The organism is Bacillus sp. JZ34 (assembly GCF_053903205.1).
Map to the genome: position 1 here is coordinate 3,724,373 of NZ_CP096403.1, position 16,864 is coordinate 3,741,236.

Here is a 16,864-nt window from a genome sequence, read left to right on the forward strand (position 1 = left end):
CAATAAACATAGTCTGAATTAGATTTTTAGAAAAGGAGTACATAAAGCTTGAGAAAACAATACTGGTTTATTATATTGGCATACGTTCTCATGCAATTGTCGGCCGCTGTCGGCTTGCCTCTTCTTTACTTTTTGGGAGTGGGCAAAGGACAGCCAAAGGCTGAAGCCCAGCTTACATTGACAGGCGTCTGGTCTGTCATCGCGTTTACCCTCTGTCTCGTTATCGTGCTGCTGATTTTGCGGACGGTGCCGAAGACGACGCTTCGCAACCGCCCGAAAGCATCGGTTGGAGCGTCAATCGGATGGGCGGTAGCCGGCGTTTTTCTCGCTTTGTTTTCGCAGTCAATTGCCGCTTCGATCGAAATGTACTTGTTCGGGGTCAACCCGGAATCGGAAAATACGCAGCGGATCATGGAAATCATCACCGCATTGCCGCTGATGGTGTTTGTCTCTTCTGTATTTGGTCCGATTCTTGAAGAAATCATTTTCAGAAAGATCATTTTCGGTGCAATCTATGAGAAAACGAATTTTTTCATTGCCGCTTTGTTCAGTTCGGTGCTCTTCTCGGTCGTCCATTTGGATTTCAGCCATCTGCTCATTTATACAGCAATGGGATTCACATTCTCCTTTTTATATGTCAGAACCAACCGGATTATCGTGCCTATTTTCGCCCATGTCGCCATGAATACGCTCGTCGTCTTACTGCAGACATTCCGGGAGCCTATTGAAGAATATTTGAAACACGCCGAGAAAATGCAAATGATTATTGGAGGATTTCTATGATGAGAAGCCCTAAATTCTGGGGAGCGATTTATTTATTAACGGGTGTGCTGTTTACATATCTGGCGGCAACCTCGCCCGGAAGCATGTGGTCTTTTTACACGATCCTGCTGATGCTTTTCGCAGCCTATAATATCAGCATTTCCTTTAAAATGTTCGCCCTGGCCGGCAAGATGAAACGAAAAGATCAATAGCCTTTTTTGTGAAGGAAAAGAGCCATTCTGAAAAAGAATGGCTCTTATTTTGTATGGTCGTTCAAAAACGCTTGATTTTCCTCTTGAATCATTGTTTTTTGCGCCTGCCTGTAGGATATTCTTGAAATCACGATACTGATTTCATAAAGAATGAGCAATGGCACTGAGACCATTAAATGCGACAAAAGCTCAGGCGGTGTAATGAGCGCCGCGATGACGAACAACACAAAATATGCGTATTTTCTGATTTTCGCCAAAAACATCGGCGTCACGAGGCCGAGCCTTGTGATAAACATGATGACCACAGGCATCTGAAACAATAAGCCAAAAGGAAGCGTCAACTGAAGCAGAAACTGAAAATATTCGTGTATTCCGATGACCTGGTTGACATTCAGATCATCTGAGACTCTCGTCATAAAGTCCACGACAAACGGAAATAAAATAAAGTAAGAAAAGGCAATGCCGCCTAAAAAAAGAATAATCGATATCGGAATATAGCTGAGCGTCACTTTTCGTTCTTTTTCATACAGCCCCGGGCTAATGAAAGCCCACAGCTGGTATAAAACAAGCGGCGAAGTCAAGACGGCGCCGATGATGAAAGCGAACTGCACGTACACAAATAAAGGATCGGTCAGCTTGAACGCGTTGAGCGTCAGCAGCTTCGCTTCATCCGTCTGCTGCAGATAGATAATCAGCGGCTTTGCCAATAAAAAGCCTGCCACAACAAATAAAACAAAAAAGAAAAAAGTGATCACAAGCCGTCTGCGTAGTTCTGTGATATGTTCTATCAGCGACATTTCTCTTTCCTTCATAAATGTCATCCTATCCTACTGATCTTCTTTCTTTTTATCGGAATCGTCGTCAGCCAAACCTTTTGTCGCATTCTTAAACTCCCTCAGCGTGTTTCCCGCTGCTCTTCCCAGCTCGGGAAGTTTTTTCGGGCCGAATATCAAAAGCGCCACCACGACAATTAAAATAAAGCTTCCAGGACCGATTGGCATAAAGCCTGCCCCCTTTCCTTTATTTTTCGTTTTCCGTTTTACTTTTCCTGCATTGAATAATGTTTCATGAAATACACCAGCGACTGAAGTTCAACCGCCAAATCTATATGATGAATGCGAATGTGTTCCGGCACATTCAAGCGGGCCGGCGTGAAATTAAGAATGCCTTTAATGCCAAGCTCCACCAGCCTGTCTGTAATCGACTGTGCGGCTTGAGCCGGTACCGTCAAAATGGCGACGGGGATATCATCCGTCATATGCTCTTCAAGTCTATTCAGATCATAGACGGGAACACCGCCGACCTCGGTTCCGATTTTTTCCTCATTGATGTCAAACGCCATGGCGATTTTTGTATTATTATTTTTGATAAAATTGTAATGGAGAAAGGCTGTCCCCAAATTCCCCACGCCAATGAGCGTTACGTTCGTCATTTCATCCTGATCAAGCGTCTTTCTGAAAAAGGACAGCAAATAATTGACATTGTAGCCGTATCCTTTTTTTCCGAGCGCGCCGAAGTACGAGAAGTCCCTGCGGATGGTCGCAGAATCGACTTTGACGGCATCGCTCAGCTCAGCGGAAGATACACGCTGTTTTCCGGATGCATGAAGGTTTTTTAAAAAACGATAATATAATGGCAACCGTTTCGCTGTCGCTTGCGGAATTTTTGAATGATCCATGTTCATAAACTAATCCTCCATGTCTACATCAGCTTTTTCCCTTTTATAGTCACCGTTTTTCCCGCCTGTCTTTTCGAGAAGAAAGGTCGGTCCTATCACCATTCCCTTATCCGCCGCTTTGCACATGTCATATACGGTCAGCGCACATACGGAGGCCGAAGTTAACGCTTCCATTTCCACACCTGTGCTCCCTTTGGTCTTCACTTTAGATTGAATATGCAGGATGCTCTTCTGTTCTTTCTCCTCCCAGCGAAAGGCGATGTCGACTCCTTTCAGAGCGATCGGATGGCACATCGGGATGATGGCGGATGTCTGTTTTGCGGCCATGATTCCGGCCACTTGCGCCACCGACAATACATCGCCTTTTCCGATTTCCCGGTTTTTGATTTTTTCATGTACTGTTCGATTCATAGACACGCTTGAAACAGCCGCAGCTGTGCGTACTGAAGCTTCCTTTTCGCTTATATCAACCATCTTGGCTCTGCCTTGTTCATTAAAATGTGTAAACTCATTCATGTTCTGAACTCTCCTTATAACGATCATACACTATTTTTTTCATTCTGTCTTTTTCTTTGGCTAAAATCTTCCAGACTTCACTTAATTGTTTGCTGACTGCGCAGTGATAGGCTACACTTAAAATAGCAGACAAGAGGTGAAAGATCATGATGATTTTACAAGTGAACCAACTTTCAAAATCGTTTGGAGCCGATACGATTTTAACGAATATAAAACTCGAAGTCAGATCTCGGGACCGGATTGCGATCGTCGGACGCAACGGCGCCGGAAAATCGACTCTTCTAAAGATTATCGCAGGAAAACTTTCATATGAAAAGGGGGACATCATCAAGCCGAAAGATTTGACGATGGGCTACCTTGACCAGCATTCCGGCCTCGATTCCAAGCTGACGCTCAAAGAGGAATTGCTGTCGGTATTTGATTTTCTAAAAAAAATGGAAAAAGAAATGCGCGCGATCGAGGAAAAGATGGCGCAGGCCGGACCGGACATGCTTGAATCATTGATGAAGACGTATGACAGGCTTCAGCAGGAGTTCAAGGACAAAGGCGGCTACCAATATGAGGCAGAGGTCAGATCCGTCATGCACGGGCTCGGCTTTGCGGGGTTTGACGACTCCGTCCGCGTCCAGGACTTAAGCGGAGGTCAAAAAACAAGGCTTGCCCTCGGAAAAATGCTTTTGACAAAACCCGACCTCCTCATTTTGGACGAACCGACAAACCACTTGGATATCGATACCCTGACATGGCTTGAACAATATTTGCAAAATTACAGCGGAGCGATTTTAATCGTTTCCCATGACAGGTACTTTCTTGACAAAGTGGTTACCCAAGTTTACGAGATCAGCCGGTCCCAAAGCAAAAAATATACCGGGAACTACAGCTCTTATCTCCAATTAAAAGCCGAACAGCTGGAAAAGGAAACAAAGCTTTATGAAAAGCAGCAGGACGAAATCGCCAAGCTGCAGGAGTTCGTCGACCGGAATCTGGCCAGAGCTTCGACGACGAAACGGGCGCAGAGCAGACGAAAGCAGCTTGAACGGATGGAGATCATGGATAAACCGCTCGGAGATGAAAAGTCGGCGTCTTTCCGCTTTGAAATTACAAGGCAAAGCGGAAACGATGTACTGCGGGTGGAAGACTTGACAGTAAGCTATCAGGAGCAGCCCCCGCTGCTCCGTTCATTGAACTTTCGCATTACCCGCGGGGAAAGCGTTGCACTGGTCGGACCGAACGGAATCGGCAAGTCAACCCTTTTAAAAGCATTGATTCAAAAGCTGCAGCCGGTATCGGGAACAATCGCGACAGGCTCCCATGTCTCAATCGGCTACTATGACCAGGAACAGGCTGAATTGACGTCGTCAAAACGCGTGCTTGACGAGCTTTGGGACGATTATCCGGAAATGAATGAAAAGGATATCCGGACCTGCCTCGGCAACTTCCTGTTTTCGGGAGAAGACGTATTAAAACCTGTACACGCGTTAAGCGGCGGCGAAAAAGCAAGGCTTGCCCTCGCCAAGCTGATGCTCCAAAAAGCGAACTTCCTTATTCTTGATGAGCCGACAAACCATCTCGACCTGGACAGCAAGGAAGTCTTGGAGAACGCTTTGATCGATTACCCGGGAACGATATTATTTGTGTCCCATGACCGCTATTTTATCAACCGGATCGCGACAAAAGTACTGGAGCTTTCCCGCGACAAAGCAGAAGAATATTTAGGCGACTACGATTATTACACAGAAAAAAAAGCGCAGCAGCTTGAACTGAAAGAACTAGAAAAACAGACGGAAGAGCATCAGAAAAACGCTTCCGAAAAACCTGGCGCAAAAAAGAGCTATGAGGAAGAAAAAGAGCTGAAAAGAAAAGAACGCCAGCGGCAGCGAAGGATTGAAGAAATCGAAACAAGAATTACGGACATTGAAGAACAGATCGAAAAAAATGAGGAGCTCCTGTGTGACCCCGCCGTCTTCCAAGACCATGAGAAGGTCCAGGAAATCCACTCTGAAAATGAACGGCTGAATGAGGAGCTTGAACAACTGTTAACAGAATGGGAAACACTCTCTACAAATGAATAAAGGATGAACCGCTCCACGCCGGAGCGGTTTTTTTGTCCACAAATAAAATCCTTTATTTAAAAGAAAGAAAGCGATTTACCCACAATATCCACAAAAAACATAATATTTATACACATTATTAACAGGTAAAAAAGGTCTGTAAATTAAGGTTTTTAACATTATACACAAGACTGTGGATATATGTTAATAACCTGTTAATAACTATTCCCGGGCAAAAAAACCTCACAGAGCGTGAGGTTTTAATAAGACGTCAGATCTAAGCCAGGCTGACCGTTCATATCATATTTTCCTCTGATTCCTTTTTCAAAAGCAACCGTACCTGCGGCGGCAATCATCGCGGCATTGTCCGTACACAGCGAAAGCGGCGGGATCAAAAGCTCAATCTCCGGATGGCTGCTGAACGTTTTTTCAAGCGCCGCTCTCAACCCTTTGTTTGCAGCAACTCCTCCGGCAAGCAGCACCTGTTTGACGCCATAAGCTTTCGCAGCGCGTTCCGTTTTTGTGACGAGGACATCAATGACGCTTTCCTGAAAGCTGGCTGACAAATCTTCCGGAGCTATCGTTTCACCTTTTTGTGAAGCGTTGTGAAGCGTGTTGATGACTGCAGACTTCAATCCGCTGAAGCTGAAATGATAAGAGCCTTCTTCAAGCCATGCGCGCGGCAGCGGCACATTTGCCTCGCCTTTTTGCGCAAGTTTGTCAATGTGAGGTCCTCCCGGATAAGGAAGCCCCATCGTTCTCGCCACTTTGTCATAGGCTTCGCCTGCCGCATCGTCGAGCGTCTCTCCGATGACTTCAAATGAGCCGTGCTCTTTCATATACACGAGTTCGGTGTGGCCGCCTGAGACGACAAGGGCAATCGCCGGAAATTGAATGTCCTGAACAAGTCTGTTGGCATAGATGTGACCGGCAATGTGATGAATGCCTACGAGTGGTATGCCCCGGGCAAAACTGAGCGCTTTCGCGGCATTCACGCCGATCAATAAAGCGCCGACAAGCCCCGGTCCTTCCGTTACTGCGATGGCATCAATGTCATCAAATGTCATGTCCGCTTGTGCAAAGGCTTCCTCAAGCACGATCGTCATCTGTTCCACGTGATGCCTTGATGCGATCTCGGGAACAACGCCGCCAAACCGTTTATGACTTTCGATTTGCGACGCTACGACATTTGAAATGATATCCGTTCCGTTTTTGACAATCGCGGCGGCCGTCTCATCACAGCTTGTTTCGATTCCTAATACATACAGATCTTTTTTATGATTCATTTAGTCTCACCCACATTAATAATGCATCTTCCCCATTATCGGTATAATAATTTTTACGAATTCCTCCCGGCTCAAAGCCGAGCTTTTTGTATAAGCTTTGTGCAATATGATTCGATACCCTTACCTCTAAAGAAAGCTGAACCGCCTTTTTCATCCGGCAAAGCTTCATCGCGGCTTTCAAAAGAGCTTCTCCTAAACGGCGGCCCCGATATGCAGGTGAAACGGCAATGTTGGTGATCTGGGCATCATCCATGACGATCCAAATCCCGCAGTAGCCGACAACTTGCTCCTCAACTTCGAGAACGAGGTAATGAGCATACATATTGTGAAAAAGCTCATGATGAAAAGATTCTTTTTTCCACGGAGAAGAAAAAGAGCTTTTTTCAATTTCAAAAACCTGGTCCAAATCTTTTGGATTCATATCGCGTATGACCATTTGCGTGTTCATGGCTTCACCCGTTTACTTTTGTTTTTCAAGCCAGACGGCCTCGGCTTCGGCCAGACGAATATAGTTTGGAACAACGCTGTGCACAGGCTCGGCCTCTTTAAGTTCTCCGATTAAAGCCAATTCTGAAGGTCGTGGAAGCTGCAGGGCAGGGCCAGCAATGACCGCTTGTTCACCGAGAATCTGTTCGATCATCTCCTGATGAATCTCTGTGTCACTTCCTATGAAAAGGACTTGCTGATCCATGGCTTTCAGTTTTTTAAGCCAATCCTCAAGCAGAATGTTTTGGTCCTCTTCCAAGCCATGCAGTTTACCGTCCCTATACTGGTATAGTCCCGTATAAACCTGACCGCGTCTGGCATCAAACAACGGACAAATCAAGCCTTGGAAAAAACGGCCGTTTGCCGCCAGCACTTCAAGGCTTGAAACGGTTTTAATCGGAATATTTAATGACCATGCAAGCGTTTTTGCAATCGTAACACCGATCCGCACGCCTGTATATGAACCCGGACCTTTGGCAACTGCAATTTGGGTCAGGTCATTCGGCTCTAAACCGCACTCTTTAAGGAGTTCGTCGATCGCCGGCATAGCTCTGACTGAATGGTTTTTCTTTAAGTGGGATATATGCTCGGCTATCACTTTTCCGTCTTTAACTAATGCCACGCCGAGCGTTAAATTGGATGTATCAATCGCAAGTATCGTCATGTTTGCTGATCTCCTCGCAAAGATTTTCGTAGCGGCTGCCTTTAGGGGTAAAGGTCAGCTTTCGTTCATCATCGCCAAGCCGCTTAATGACCACCTCTAGGCGCTCTTTCGGAAGCTGCTCCTCAATCAAATGCGCCCATTCCACAAGGCAGACGCCGTCTCCCTCAAAATATTCATCTAATCCGAGATCTTCCGTTTCATCTTCCATTCTGTAAACATCCATATGAAACAGCGGAAGAGAGCCGTCCCGGTATTCTTTGATAATGGTAAAAGTCGGGCTGCTGACAACCCGCTTGATTCCGAGCCCTTCGGCAAATCCTTTTGTAAAAGTCGTTTTGCCTGCTCCAAGGTCGCCCTCCAATGTGATGACATCACCGGGCAGAACATACTTTGCTGCCAGTCTGGCAATGTTTTTTGTCTCTTCAGGCTCTGTCGTTTTCCACTCTAACGTTTTCACTTTACTTGTCACCTGTCTTATTTAAAATGGTTATATCCTTTTTTTTCGAGAAGAACGCGGTCCTGTCCATTATGATAAAACACGTCCGCCTGCCCTTGTTGTGTGACGCGGCCGATTTGATAAACCGGCACATGACGTTCAGAGCATTCCTGACTAAAACGTTCCCATTGATCATTAGAAATCGTACCGACGAGTTCAAAATCCTCGCCGCCGAAAAGGACCCACTCTTCCCATTTTGTGTGCAGTGTATGTAAATCCGAATGGACCGGAATCATCTCTTTATATATGTCAATGGAAACACGGCTCGCTTCGGCAATTTCATTTAATTCGCTGGCAAGCCCGTCGCTGATATCATTAAGTGCCACATGATGATAGCCTGAACAGAGCAAACCTGCCTCAACCCTCGGCAAAGGCCTCTTGTGCCGCTCTATAAAATATTGAGACTGCTTCTCGTCTTTCATCTCTGCTTGGCCCAATATAAAAGCCAGACCGGCAGCAGATGAGCCAAGTTCTCCCGTCACAAAAACGACATCCCCGGGTTCGGCATGGCTTCTTAAACAAGTTCTGCCCTTTTCAATCTCGCCGATTACTGTTACGGTCAAAACGAGCGGCCCGTTGGCAGATACGGTGTCACCGCCGATTAAGTCCATTTGATATAGTGTCGCCAGTTTATTCATTTCTTCATACATGGCTTCAATATCCACCGCGTGCCAGCCGGAAGGAACAGCAATGGACACAAGATAATACTTGGGGCTGCCTCCCATCGCGGCAATATCACTAATATTCACAGCCAATGCTTTATATCCGATATCGGCAGGCGATGAATGGGATGATAAAAAATGAATACCGTCGACCATCGTATCGACCGCAACAATCTCCTGATAACCGTTCTTTGTATGATAAACAGCGGCATCGTCCCCAATACCGATCTCTATTTCTCGGTGAAAAAGCGAACGGGGCGTAATCATTTGAATCAATTCAAATTCGTCCATAAGATCATTTGCTCCTTTGCTGTTGCAACCAATCAAAACACTATCATTAGTTTATCGAATTCTCACCAATTATCCAAGAAATAAAGAAACTCGGCAAACATTGTGAAAAACGCCGATGAAGCCAAGTTTTCAGCATAGACCTGAAAGAAGACATAAAAAAAAACGAAAACCTCAAAGATTTCGTTTGTGTACAACATGGCGGTCCGGACGGGACTCGAACCCGCGACCTCCTGCGTGACAGGCAGGCATTCTAACCAACTGAACTACCGGACCACTTTTTATTTATTTTCTTTGTATGGAAATTAGATTTGGTTGCGGGGGCAGGATTTGAACCTGCGACCTTCGGGTTATGAGCCCGACGAGCTACCGAACTGCTCCACCCCGCGATAATATAAACAGCTTGGCGGCGTCCTACTCTCACAGGGGGAATCCCCCAACTACCATCGGCGCTGAAGAGCTTAACTTCCGTGTTCGGCATGGGAACGGGTGTGACCTCTTCGCTATCGCCACCAAACTATTTGCCTTCAGGACGAAGGTACTGGGCGTTCCTCACAGGATGTGAGGGCCTTTAGCCGAGTTTCCTTGCCTTTGGCTTTCTGAGAGCATTCTCTCAAAACTAGATAACGGTCAGACATTCACAAATATTTAGGTTAAGTCCTCGATCGATTAGTATCTGTCAGCTCCATGTGTCGCCACACTTCCACCTCAGACCTATCAACCTGATCATCTTTCAGGGATCTTACTTCCTTGCGGAATGGGAAATCTCATCTTGAGGGGGGCTTCATGCTTAGATGCTTTCAGCACTTATCCCGTCCGCACATAGCTACCCAGCGATGCCCTTGGCAGAACAACTGGTACACCAGCGGTGCGTCCATCCCGGTCCTCTCGTACTAAGGACAGCTCCTCTCAAATTTCCTGCGCCCGCGACGGATAGGGACCGAACTGTCTCACGACGTTCTGAACCCAGCTCGCGTACCGCTTTAATGGGCGAACAGCCCAACCCTTGGGACCGACTACAGCCCCAGGATGCGATGAGCCGACATCGAGGTGCCAAACCTCCCCGTCGATGTGGACTCTTGGGGGAGATAAGCCTGTTATCCCCGGGGTAGCTTTTATCCGTTGAGCGATGGCCCTTCCATGCGGAACCACCGGATCACTAAGCCCGACTTTCGTCCCTGCTCGACTTGTAGGTCTCGCAGTCAAGCTCCCTTGTGCCTTTACACTCTGCGAATGATTTCCAACCATTCTGAGGGAACCTTTGGGCGCCTCCGTTACCTTTTAGGAGGCGACCGCCCCAGTCAAACTGCCCACCTGACACTGTCTCCCCGCCCGATAAGGGCGGCGGGTTAGAAGGTCAATACAGCCAGGGTAGTATCCCACCGATGCCTCCACCGAAGCTGGCGCTCCGGTTTCCAAGGCTCCTACCTATCCTGTACAAGCTGTACCAACATTCAATATCAGGCTGCAGTAAAGCTCCACGGGGTCTTTCCGTCCTGTCGCGGGTAACCTGCATCTTCACAGGTACTATAATTTCACCGAGTCTCTCGTTGAGACAGTGCCCAGATCGTTGCGCCTTTCGTGCGGGTCGGAACTTACCCGACAAGGAATTTCGCTACCTTAGGACCGTTATAGTTACGGCCGCCGTTTACTGGGGCTTCAATTCGCACCTTCGCTTACGCTAAGCGCTCCTCTTAACCTTCCAGCACCGGGCAGGCGTCAGCCCCTATACTTCGCCTTACGGCTTCGCAGAGACCTGTGTTTTTGCTAAACAGTCGCCTGGGCCTATTCACTGCGGCTCTCTCGGGCTTGCACCCTAACAGAGCACCCCTTCTCCCGAAGTTACGGGGTCATTTTGCCGAGTTCCTTAACGAGAGTTCTCTCGATCACCTTAGGATTCTCTCCTCGCCTACCTGTGTCGGTTTGCGGTACGGGCACCTCTCACCTCGCTAGAGGCTTTTCTTGGCAGTGTGGAATCAGGAACTTCGCTACTATATTTCGCTCGCCATCACAGCTCAGCCTTACGGGAAACGGATTTGCCTATTTCCCAGCCTAACTGCTTGGACGCGGATATCCAATACCGCGCTTACCCTATCCTCCTGCGTCCCCCCATTGCTCAAATGGTGAGGAGGTGGTACAGGAATATCAACCTGTTGTCCATCGCCTACGCCTTTCGGCCTCGGCTTAGGTCCCGACTAACCCTGAGCGGACGAGCCTTCCTCAGGAAACCTTAGGCATTCGGTGGAGGGGATTCTCACCCCTCTTTCGCTACTCATACCGGCATTCTCACTTCTAAGCGCTCCACGAGTCCTTCCGGTCTCGCTTCACAGCCCTTAGAACGCTCTCCTACCACTGTTCGTAAGAACAGTCCGCAGCTTCGGTGATACGTTTAGCCCCGGTACATTTTCGGCGCAGAGTCACTCGACCAGTGAGCTATTACGCACTCTTTAAATGGTGGCTGCTTCTAAGCCAACATCCTGGTTGTCTAAGCAACTCCACATCCTTTTCCACTTAACGTATACTTTGGGACCTTAGCTGGCGGTCTGGGCTGTTTCCCTTTCGACTACGGATCTTATCACTCGCAGTCTGACTCCCAAGGATAAGTCTTTGGCATTCGGAGTTTGACTGAATTCGGTAACCCGGTAGGGGCCCCTAGTCCAATCAGTGCTCTACCTCCAAGACTCTTACCTTGAGGCTAGCCCTAAAGCTATTTCGGAGAGAACCAGCTATCTCCAGGTTCGATTGGCATTTCACCCCTACCCACACCTCATCCCCGCACTTTTCAACGTGCGTGGGTTCGGGCCTCCATTCAGTGTTACCTGAACTTCACCCTGGACATGGGTAGATCACCTGGTTTCGGGTCTACGACCACGTACTCATGCGCCCTATTCAGACTCGCTTTCGCTGCGGCTCCGTCTTTTCAAACTTAACCTTGCACGGGATCGTAACTCGCCGGTTCATTCTACAAAAGGCACGCCATCACCCGTTAACGGGCTCTGACTACTTGTAGGCACACGGTTTCAGGATCTCTTTCACTCCCCTTCCGGGGTGCTTTTCACCTTTCCCTCACGGTACTGGTTCACTATCGGTCACTAGGGAGTATTTAGCCTTGGGAGATGGTCCTCCCGGATTCCGACGGAATTTCACGTGTTCCGCCGTACTCAGGATCCACTCAGGAGAGAACGAAGTTTTGACTACAGGGCTGTTACCTCCTATGGCGGGCCTTTCCAGGCCTCTTCATCTACCTCGTTCCTTTGTAACTCCGTACAGAGTGTCCTACAACCCCAAGAGGCAAGCCTCTTGGTTTGGGCTGTTCCCGTTTCGCTCGCCGCTACTCAGGGAATCGCATTTGCTTTCTCTTCCTCCGGGTACTTAGATGTTTCAGTTCCCCGGGTCTGCCTTCTCATATCCTATGAATTCAGATATGGATACTGCTCCATTACGAGCAGTGGGTTTCCCCATTCGGAAATCTCCGGATCAAAGCTTGCTTACAGCTCCCCGAAGCATATCGGTGTTCGTCCCGTCCTTCATCGGCTCCTAGTGCCAAGGCATCCACCGTGCGCCCTTTCTAACTTAACCGTTAAAAAGAATCACTACGTGATATCTTGCTTACTAATTGAATGTGATGTCTACTGTTATCTAGTTTTCAAAGAACACGTTTTGAAGGAATGATCCTTCAAAACTAAACAAGATCTAAACGCACCTGTCTATAAGACCGCAAGGTCTTATATTCCGTATAATATCCTTAGAAAGGAGGTGATCCAGCCGCACCTTCCGATACGGCTACCTTGTTACGACTTCACCCCAATCATCTGTCCCACCTTCGGCGGCTGGCTCCAAAAGGTTACCTCACCGACTTCGGGTGTTACAAACTCTCGTGGTGTGACGGGCGGTGTGTACAAGGCCCGGGAACGTATTCACCGCGGCATGCTGATCCGCGATTACTAGCGATTCCAGCTTCACGCAGTCGAGTTGCAGACTGCGATCCGAACTGAGAACAGATTTGTGGGATTGGCTTAGCCTCGCGGCTTCGCTGCCCTTTGTTCTGCCCATTGTAGCACGTGTGTAGCCCAGGTCATAAGGGGCATGATGATTTGACGTCATCCCCACCTTCCTCCGGTTTGTCACCGGCAGTCACCTTAGAGTGCCCAACTGAATGCTGGCAACTAAGATCAAGGGTTGCGCTCGTTGCGGGACTTAACCCAACATCTCACGACACGAGCTGACGACAACCATGCACCACCTGTCACTCTGCCCCCGAAGGGGAAGCCCTATCTCTAGGGTTGTCAGAGGATGTCAAGACCTGGTAAGGTTCTTCGCGTTGCTTCGAATTAAACCACATGCTCCACCGCTTGTGCGGGCCCCCGTCAATTCCTTTGAGTTTCAGTCTTGCGACCGTACTCCCCAGGCGGAGTGCTTAATGCGTTTGCTGCAGCACTAAAGGGCGGAAACCCTCTAACACTTAGCACTCATCGTTTACGGCGTGGACTACCAGGGTATCTAATCCTGTTCGCTCCCCACGCTTTCGCGCCTCAGCGTCAGTTACAGACCAGAGAGTCGCCTTCGCCACTGGTGTTCCTCCACATCTCTACGCATTTCACCGCTACACGTGGAATTCCACTCTCCTCTTCTGCACTCAAGTTCCCCAGTTTCCAATGACCCTCCCCGGTTGAGCCGGGGGCTTTCACATCAGACTTAAGAAACCGCCTGCGCGCGCTTTACGCCCAATAATTCCGGACAACGCTTGCCACCTACGTATTACCGCGGCTGCTGGCACGTAGTTAGCCGTGGCTTTCTGGTTAGGTACCGTCAAGGTACCGCCCTATTCGAACGGTACTTGTTCTTCCCTAACAACAGAGTTTTACGATCCGAAAACCTTCATCACTCACGCGGCGTTGCTCCGTCAGACTTTCGTCCATTGCGGAAGATTCCCTACTGCTGCCTCCCGTAGGAGTCTGGGCCGTGTCTCAGTCCCAGTGTGGCCGATCACCCTCTCAGGTCGGCTACGCATCGTTGCCTTGGTGAGCCGTTACCTCACCAACTAGCTAATGCGCCGCGGGTCCATCTGTAAGTGGTAGCTAAAAGCCACCTTTTATAATTGAACCATGCGGTTCAATCAAGCATCCGGTATTAGCCCCGGTTTCCCGGAGTTATCCCAGTCTTACAGGCAGGTTACCCACGTGTTACTCACCCGTCCGCCGCTAACATCAGGGAGCAAGCTCCCATCTGTCCGCTCGACTTGCATGTATTAGGCACGCCGCCAGCGTTCGTCCTGAGCCAGGATCAAACTCTCCGATAAAAAGTAGTTTGACTGACTACGCACATCGCTGTGCGATTTATAAAAAATGAATTAACAGGTACGTTTTGTCTTGTTTAGTTTTCAAAGATCATTCTAAAATTGGAGCGGGTGATGAGAATCGAACTCACGACATCAGCTTGGAAGGCTGAGGTTTTACCACTAAACTACACCCGCATTGCGAATATATGGCGCGCCCGAGAGGAGTCGAACCCCTAACCTTTTGATCCGTAGTCAAACGCTCTATCCAATTGAGCTACGGGCGCTTCATCAGGCGACTTAACTATAATACTATGAATATCAGTTAAAGTCAAGAAGTTTTTTTTGAAGTTTTTCTACCGAAAGGATGAAGCTTTTTTGTTTCGACTTTATCCATTATACACATTTTAAGGTTTTTGTACACCCTTTAAATGATGAATATTATATCGGCATTTCGAAGTTGTAACTTCGTTGTCTTAGCGACGAATAATAATATATCATGCCTTCAATTCATCCGTCAACACTTTTTTCGTTTTTTTATACTTCTAAAAAAATTATGCTTACAGCCATTCATAATAGATGACGTTTTACCTGCCCTTTTCATCTTATGTGATGTTTTATTGAATGTTCCCCGCTTCATCAAGTTATATACGGAACCGAAGCTCTAAATCGTTAACTTCGACATCACTCTTGCACGATCATTTAATGAAGCTTTTATTTTACGAACGGCTTTTAAGATATCCTAAAGGCGCCTCCAATAGCCTGCTTTTCCGCACCGTATACAAAAATACAGGCAGAAATCTTGTTATAGGAAGATTTCCGCCTGCAAACTTCAAATCCTTCATCTATATTGTACACCGATGGGACTCGACCTGTATGTCCCTCGGCAAAATTGTCATCCGCTGATTTTAGCGCTCGCGTCGCTTGGTGCTTTTTCCGATTTGTAGTTGCGGAAATTATGCTCAAGCTGTTCAAGTGTGAGACCTTTTGTTTCAGGAAGGAATTTTTTCACGAATGCAATGGAAAGAAGTCCAAGTCCGACAAAAATGTAGAATGTCGATGACAGTCCAATCGCATCAAGCAATATCGGGAATGAAAATCCGACAAAGAAATTGACGATCCACAAACAAAACACGGTGACGCCCATCCCTAGACCGCGAACGCGAAGCGGGAATATTTCAGAAAGCATGAGCCATGTTACAGGAGAAATAGCACCTTGCTGGAATGCAAGAAAGGTTACTGTCAGCGTAAGTACGACATACGGAAGAGCAGCTGAACCTTGAAGGGCGTTTGAGAAGATGCCGATCAGCAGCAAAGCTGAGGTCGTCCCTATTAAACCGGTCAACAGCATCGGTCTGCGCCCGACCTTCCCTAAAAGCCAAATCCCCACGAATGTCGCCAAAACTGAAATGACACCGTTTGCAATATTTCCGATAAGTGCAGCTTTTGTTTCAAATCCGGCATTTTTGAGTATTTCTGTACCGTAATACATGATAGAGTTTACGCCGGTAATCTGCTGAACGACAGCGATCCCGATTCCGAGAAATACGATTCGGCGCACCCATGGGACAGCCAAATCCTTATAATTCGCTTTTTTCATTTCAGATTCTTTCATGACCGCAGCTTCGATTTCAGCAACTTCCGAATGCGCCCTTTTTTCCTCGCGGATTCTTTTCAGAACGCCCAGCGCCGCTTCATTTTTCCCTTTAGAGACAAGCCAGCGCGGACTTTCGGGCATTCTCAGCATACCAAAGAACAAGAACACAGCCGGGACTGCGGCAATGGCCAGCATGTAACGCCAAACATGGGAACTATCCCCCATTGTGGTTCCGAGGATGGCATTGAAAGTAAATGCCAAGAGCTGTCCGGAGACAATCATTAATTCATTTTGGGTAACCATTCGTCCCCTTTTCTCTGAAGGAGACATTTCAGCCAAGTAAGTCGGTACCGTAACAGATGCTCCTCCTACAGCAACTCCAAGCAGGAACCGAGAGATGACCATAATCGTCACATCAGGCGCAAGCGTACATCCGAGCGTCGAGAAAAAGAAAAGCACAGCTAGAAAAATGATGTTTTTGCGGCGCCCGATATAATCGGAGAGCCTTCCGCCGAATACCGCCCCCAATGCCGCTCCCAGGAGAAGCGAACTTGCGACCAGCCCTTCTGTAAAGGCAGTCAGGTTCAGCTGATCTCCTTCAGACATATAAGGCAAAGCTCCGTTGATCACTCCGGTGTCATATCCGAATAGAAGTCCGCCGAACGTCGAGACTAAAATAACAGTACGCAAAAATGATTTCTGATTTCCCTGTTCATTCATATCGATTTCCCCCGCCTTTGTTTTTAAAAATTGATTTATTTCCAAAGGTTTTCGAAAACATCCTTAAAAGGAGCTCATTTCTTTTCCCAAAAGACTCATTCCCAACTTTCGAAAGTTTCGCCAACCACCCCCTTAACAGAAAATTGAAAATTTTATTTTGATGGAAGCCGG

Annotated in this window: 13 protein-coding genes, 4 tRNA genes and 3 rRNA genes; 3 read left to right on the forward strand and 17 right to left on the reverse strand. The window is 47.7% G+C overall.

Going from position 1 to position 16,864, the window contains the following annotated elements:
* Nucleotides 1-48 precede the first annotated feature (48 nt).
* A complete protein-coding gene (locus tag M1D90_RS18940) occupies nt 49-783 on the forward strand; it encodes a CPBP family intramembrane glutamic endopeptidase (protein ID WP_128823503.1) in 735 nt (244 codons plus the stop codon).
* Nucleotides 783-974, forward strand: a complete 192-nt coding sequence (locus tag M1D90_RS18945; RefSeq protein WP_023855536.1) for a YdiK family protein — start codon at nt 783-785, stop codon at nt 972-974. The genes M1D90_RS18940 and M1D90_RS18945 overlap by 1 nt, the downstream gene beginning before the upstream one ends.
* Nucleotides 975-1,018: 44 nt before the next feature.
* Here the strand turns inward: M1D90_RS18945 and tatC are convergent, their stop codons facing one another.
* From tatC to moaC, 4 genes are read right to left on the reverse strand one after another with little or no spacing between them, the layout of a single operon-like run.
* On the reverse strand, nt 1,019-1,795 hold the full coding sequence (gene tatC, locus M1D90_RS18950; RefSeq protein WP_095293002.1) for a twin-arginine translocase subunit TatC: 777 nt from the start codon (nt 1,793-1,795) through the stop codon (nt 1,019-1,021).
* A gap of 6 nt (nt 1,796-1,801) precedes the next feature.
* Nucleotides 1,802-1,975: a twin-arginine translocase TatA/TatE family subunit gene (locus tag M1D90_RS18955; protein ID WP_020450330.1), complete on the reverse strand. Its 174-nt coding sequence runs from the start codon at nt 1,973-1,975 to the stop codon at nt 1,802-1,804.
* A 38-nt stretch (nt 1,976-2,013) separates the two neighbouring features.
* Nucleotides 2,014-2,658, reverse strand: a complete 645-nt coding sequence (locus M1D90_RS18960) for a redox-sensing transcriptional repressor Rex (protein WP_020450329.1) — start codon at nt 2,656-2,658, stop codon at nt 2,014-2,016.
* Between the two features lie 3 nt (nt 2,659-2,661).
* Nucleotides 2,662-3,168 (reverse strand): cyclic pyranopterin monophosphate synthase MoaC, encoded by a 507-nt coding sequence (gene moaC / locus M1D90_RS18965; protein ID WP_048350303.1) that lies wholly within the window; start codon nt 3,166-3,168, stop codon nt 2,662-2,664.
* Nucleotides 3,169-3,314: 146 nt separating this feature from the next.
* On the opposite strand from moaC, the gene M1D90_RS18970 reads away from it, so the two are divergent.
* The gene (locus tag M1D90_RS18970; RefSeq protein WP_039073316.1) at nt 3,315-5,240 is read left to right on the forward strand and encodes an ABC-F family ATP-binding cassette domain-containing protein; all 1,926 of its coding nucleotides are present in this window, start codon (nt 3,315-3,317) and stop codon (nt 5,238-5,240) included.
* Between the two features lie 239 nt (nt 5,241-5,479).
* Here M1D90_RS18970 and tsaD read toward each other — a convergent pair whose 3' ends face one another.
* The 13 genes from tsaD to M1D90_RS19035 form a co-directional block, all read right to left on the reverse strand.
* Complete coding sequence (gene tsaD, locus M1D90_RS18975; RefSeq protein WP_026578976.1) at nt 5,480-6,505, reverse strand: tRNA (adenosine(37)-N6)-threonylcarbamoyltransferase complex transferase subunit TsaD; 1,026 nt, start codon at nt 6,503-6,505, stop codon at nt 5,480-5,482.
* Nucleotides 6,495-6,953: a ribosomal protein S18-alanine N-acetyltransferase gene (gene rimI, locus M1D90_RS18980; protein WP_023855532.1), complete on the reverse strand. Its 459-nt coding sequence runs from the start codon at nt 6,951-6,953 to the stop codon at nt 6,495-6,497. Before rimI ends, tsaD begins: the two co-directional genes overlap by 11 nt.
* A gap of 12 nt (nt 6,954-6,965) precedes the next feature.
* Nucleotides 6,966-7,655, reverse strand: coding sequence for a tRNA (adenosine(37)-N6)-threonylcarbamoyltransferase complex dimerization subunit type 1 TsaB (gene tsaB / locus M1D90_RS18985; protein WP_020450324.1), 690 nt, complete (start codon nt 7,653-7,655; stop codon nt 6,966-6,968).
* Complete coding sequence (gene tsaE / locus M1D90_RS18990) at nt 7,636-8,112, reverse strand: tRNA (adenosine(37)-N6)-threonylcarbamoyltransferase complex ATPase subunit type 1 TsaE (RefSeq protein ID WP_020450323.1); 477 nt, start codon at nt 8,110-8,112, stop codon at nt 7,636-7,638. The genes tsaB and tsaE overlap by 20 nt, the downstream gene beginning before the upstream one ends.
* A gap of 17 nt (nt 8,113-8,129) precedes the next feature.
* Nucleotides 8,130-9,104 carry a thiamine-phosphate kinase gene (thiL, locus tag M1D90_RS18995; protein WP_456282977.1) on the reverse strand — a complete coding sequence of 325 codons (975 nt, stop codon included), beginning with the start codon at nt 9,102-9,104 and terminating at the stop codon, nt 8,130-8,132.
* Between the two features lie 196 nt (nt 9,105-9,300).
* Nucleotides 9,301-9,377: transfer RNA gene (locus M1D90_RS19000), tRNA-Asp, on the reverse strand.
* Between the two features lie 36 nt (nt 9,378-9,413).
* Nucleotides 9,414-9,490, reverse strand: a tRNA-Met gene (locus M1D90_RS19005).
* A 12-nt stretch (nt 9,491-9,502) separates the two neighbouring features.
* Nucleotides 9,503-9,618, reverse strand: a 5S ribosomal RNA gene (rrf, locus tag M1D90_RS19010).
* Nucleotides 9,619-9,750: 132 nt separating this feature from the next.
* Nucleotides 9,751-12,680 (reverse strand): 23S ribosomal RNA (locus tag M1D90_RS19015).
* A gap of 170 nt (nt 12,681-12,850) precedes the next feature.
* Nucleotides 12,851-14,400 (reverse strand): 16S ribosomal RNA (locus tag M1D90_RS19020).
* Together the 16S, 23S and 5S rRNA genes with 4 tRNA genes alongside form the textbook arrangement of a ribosomal RNA operon.
* Nucleotides 14,401-14,500: 100 nt before the next feature.
* Nucleotides 14,501-14,574: transfer RNA gene (locus M1D90_RS19025), tRNA-Gly, on the reverse strand.
* A gap of 12 nt (nt 14,575-14,586) precedes the next feature.
* Nucleotides 14,587-14,663, reverse strand: a tRNA-Arg gene (locus tag M1D90_RS19030).
* 608 nt (nt 14,664-15,271) lie between these two features.
* Nucleotides 15,272-16,693 (reverse strand): sugar porter family MFS transporter, encoded by a 1,422-nt coding sequence (locus M1D90_RS19035; protein WP_023857810.1) that lies wholly within the window; start codon nt 16,691-16,693, stop codon nt 15,272-15,274.
* Nucleotides 16,694-16,864: the final 171 nt, after the last annotated feature.

Coding starts and splice junctions, on each gene's coding strand:
- M1D90_RS18945 (WP_023855536.1), top strand. CDS start 783: ATGAGAAGCCCTAAATTCTGGGGAGCGATTTATTTATTAACGGGTGTG.
- tatC (WP_095293002.1), bottom strand. CDS start 1,795: ATGACATTTATGAAGGAAAGAGAAATGTCGCTGATAGAACATATCACA.
- M1D90_RS18955 (WP_020450330.1), bottom strand. CDS start 1,975: ATGCCAATCGGTCCTGGAAGCTTTATTTTAATTGTCGTGGTGGCGCTT.
- M1D90_RS18960 (WP_020450329.1), bottom strand. CDS start 2,658: ATGAACATGGATCATTCAAAAATTCCGCAAGCGACAGCGAAACGGTTG.
- moaC (WP_048350303.1), bottom strand. CDS start 3,168: ATGAATGAGTTTACACATTTTAATGAACAAGGCAGAGCCAAGATGGTT.
- M1D90_RS18970 (WP_039073316.1), top strand. CDS start 3,315: ATGATGATTTTACAAGTGAACCAACTTTCAAAATCGTTTGGAGCCGAT.
- tsaD (WP_026578976.1), bottom strand. CDS start 6,505: ATGAATCATAAAAAAGATCTGTATGTATTAGGAATCGAAACAAGCTGT.
- rimI (WP_023855532.1), bottom strand. CDS start 6,953: ATGAACACGCAAATGGTCATACGCGATATGAATCCAAAAGATTTGGAC.
- tsaB (WP_020450324.1), bottom strand. CDS start 7,655: ATGACGATACTTGCGATTGATACATCCAATTTAACGCTCGGCGTGGCA.
- thiL (WP_456282977.1), bottom strand. CDS start 9,104: ATGGACGAATTTGAATTGATTCAAATGATTACGCCCCGTTCGCTTTTT.
- M1D90_RS19035 (WP_023857810.1), bottom strand. CDS start 16,693: ATGAATGAACAGGGAAATCAGAAATCATTTTTGCGTACTGTTATTTTA.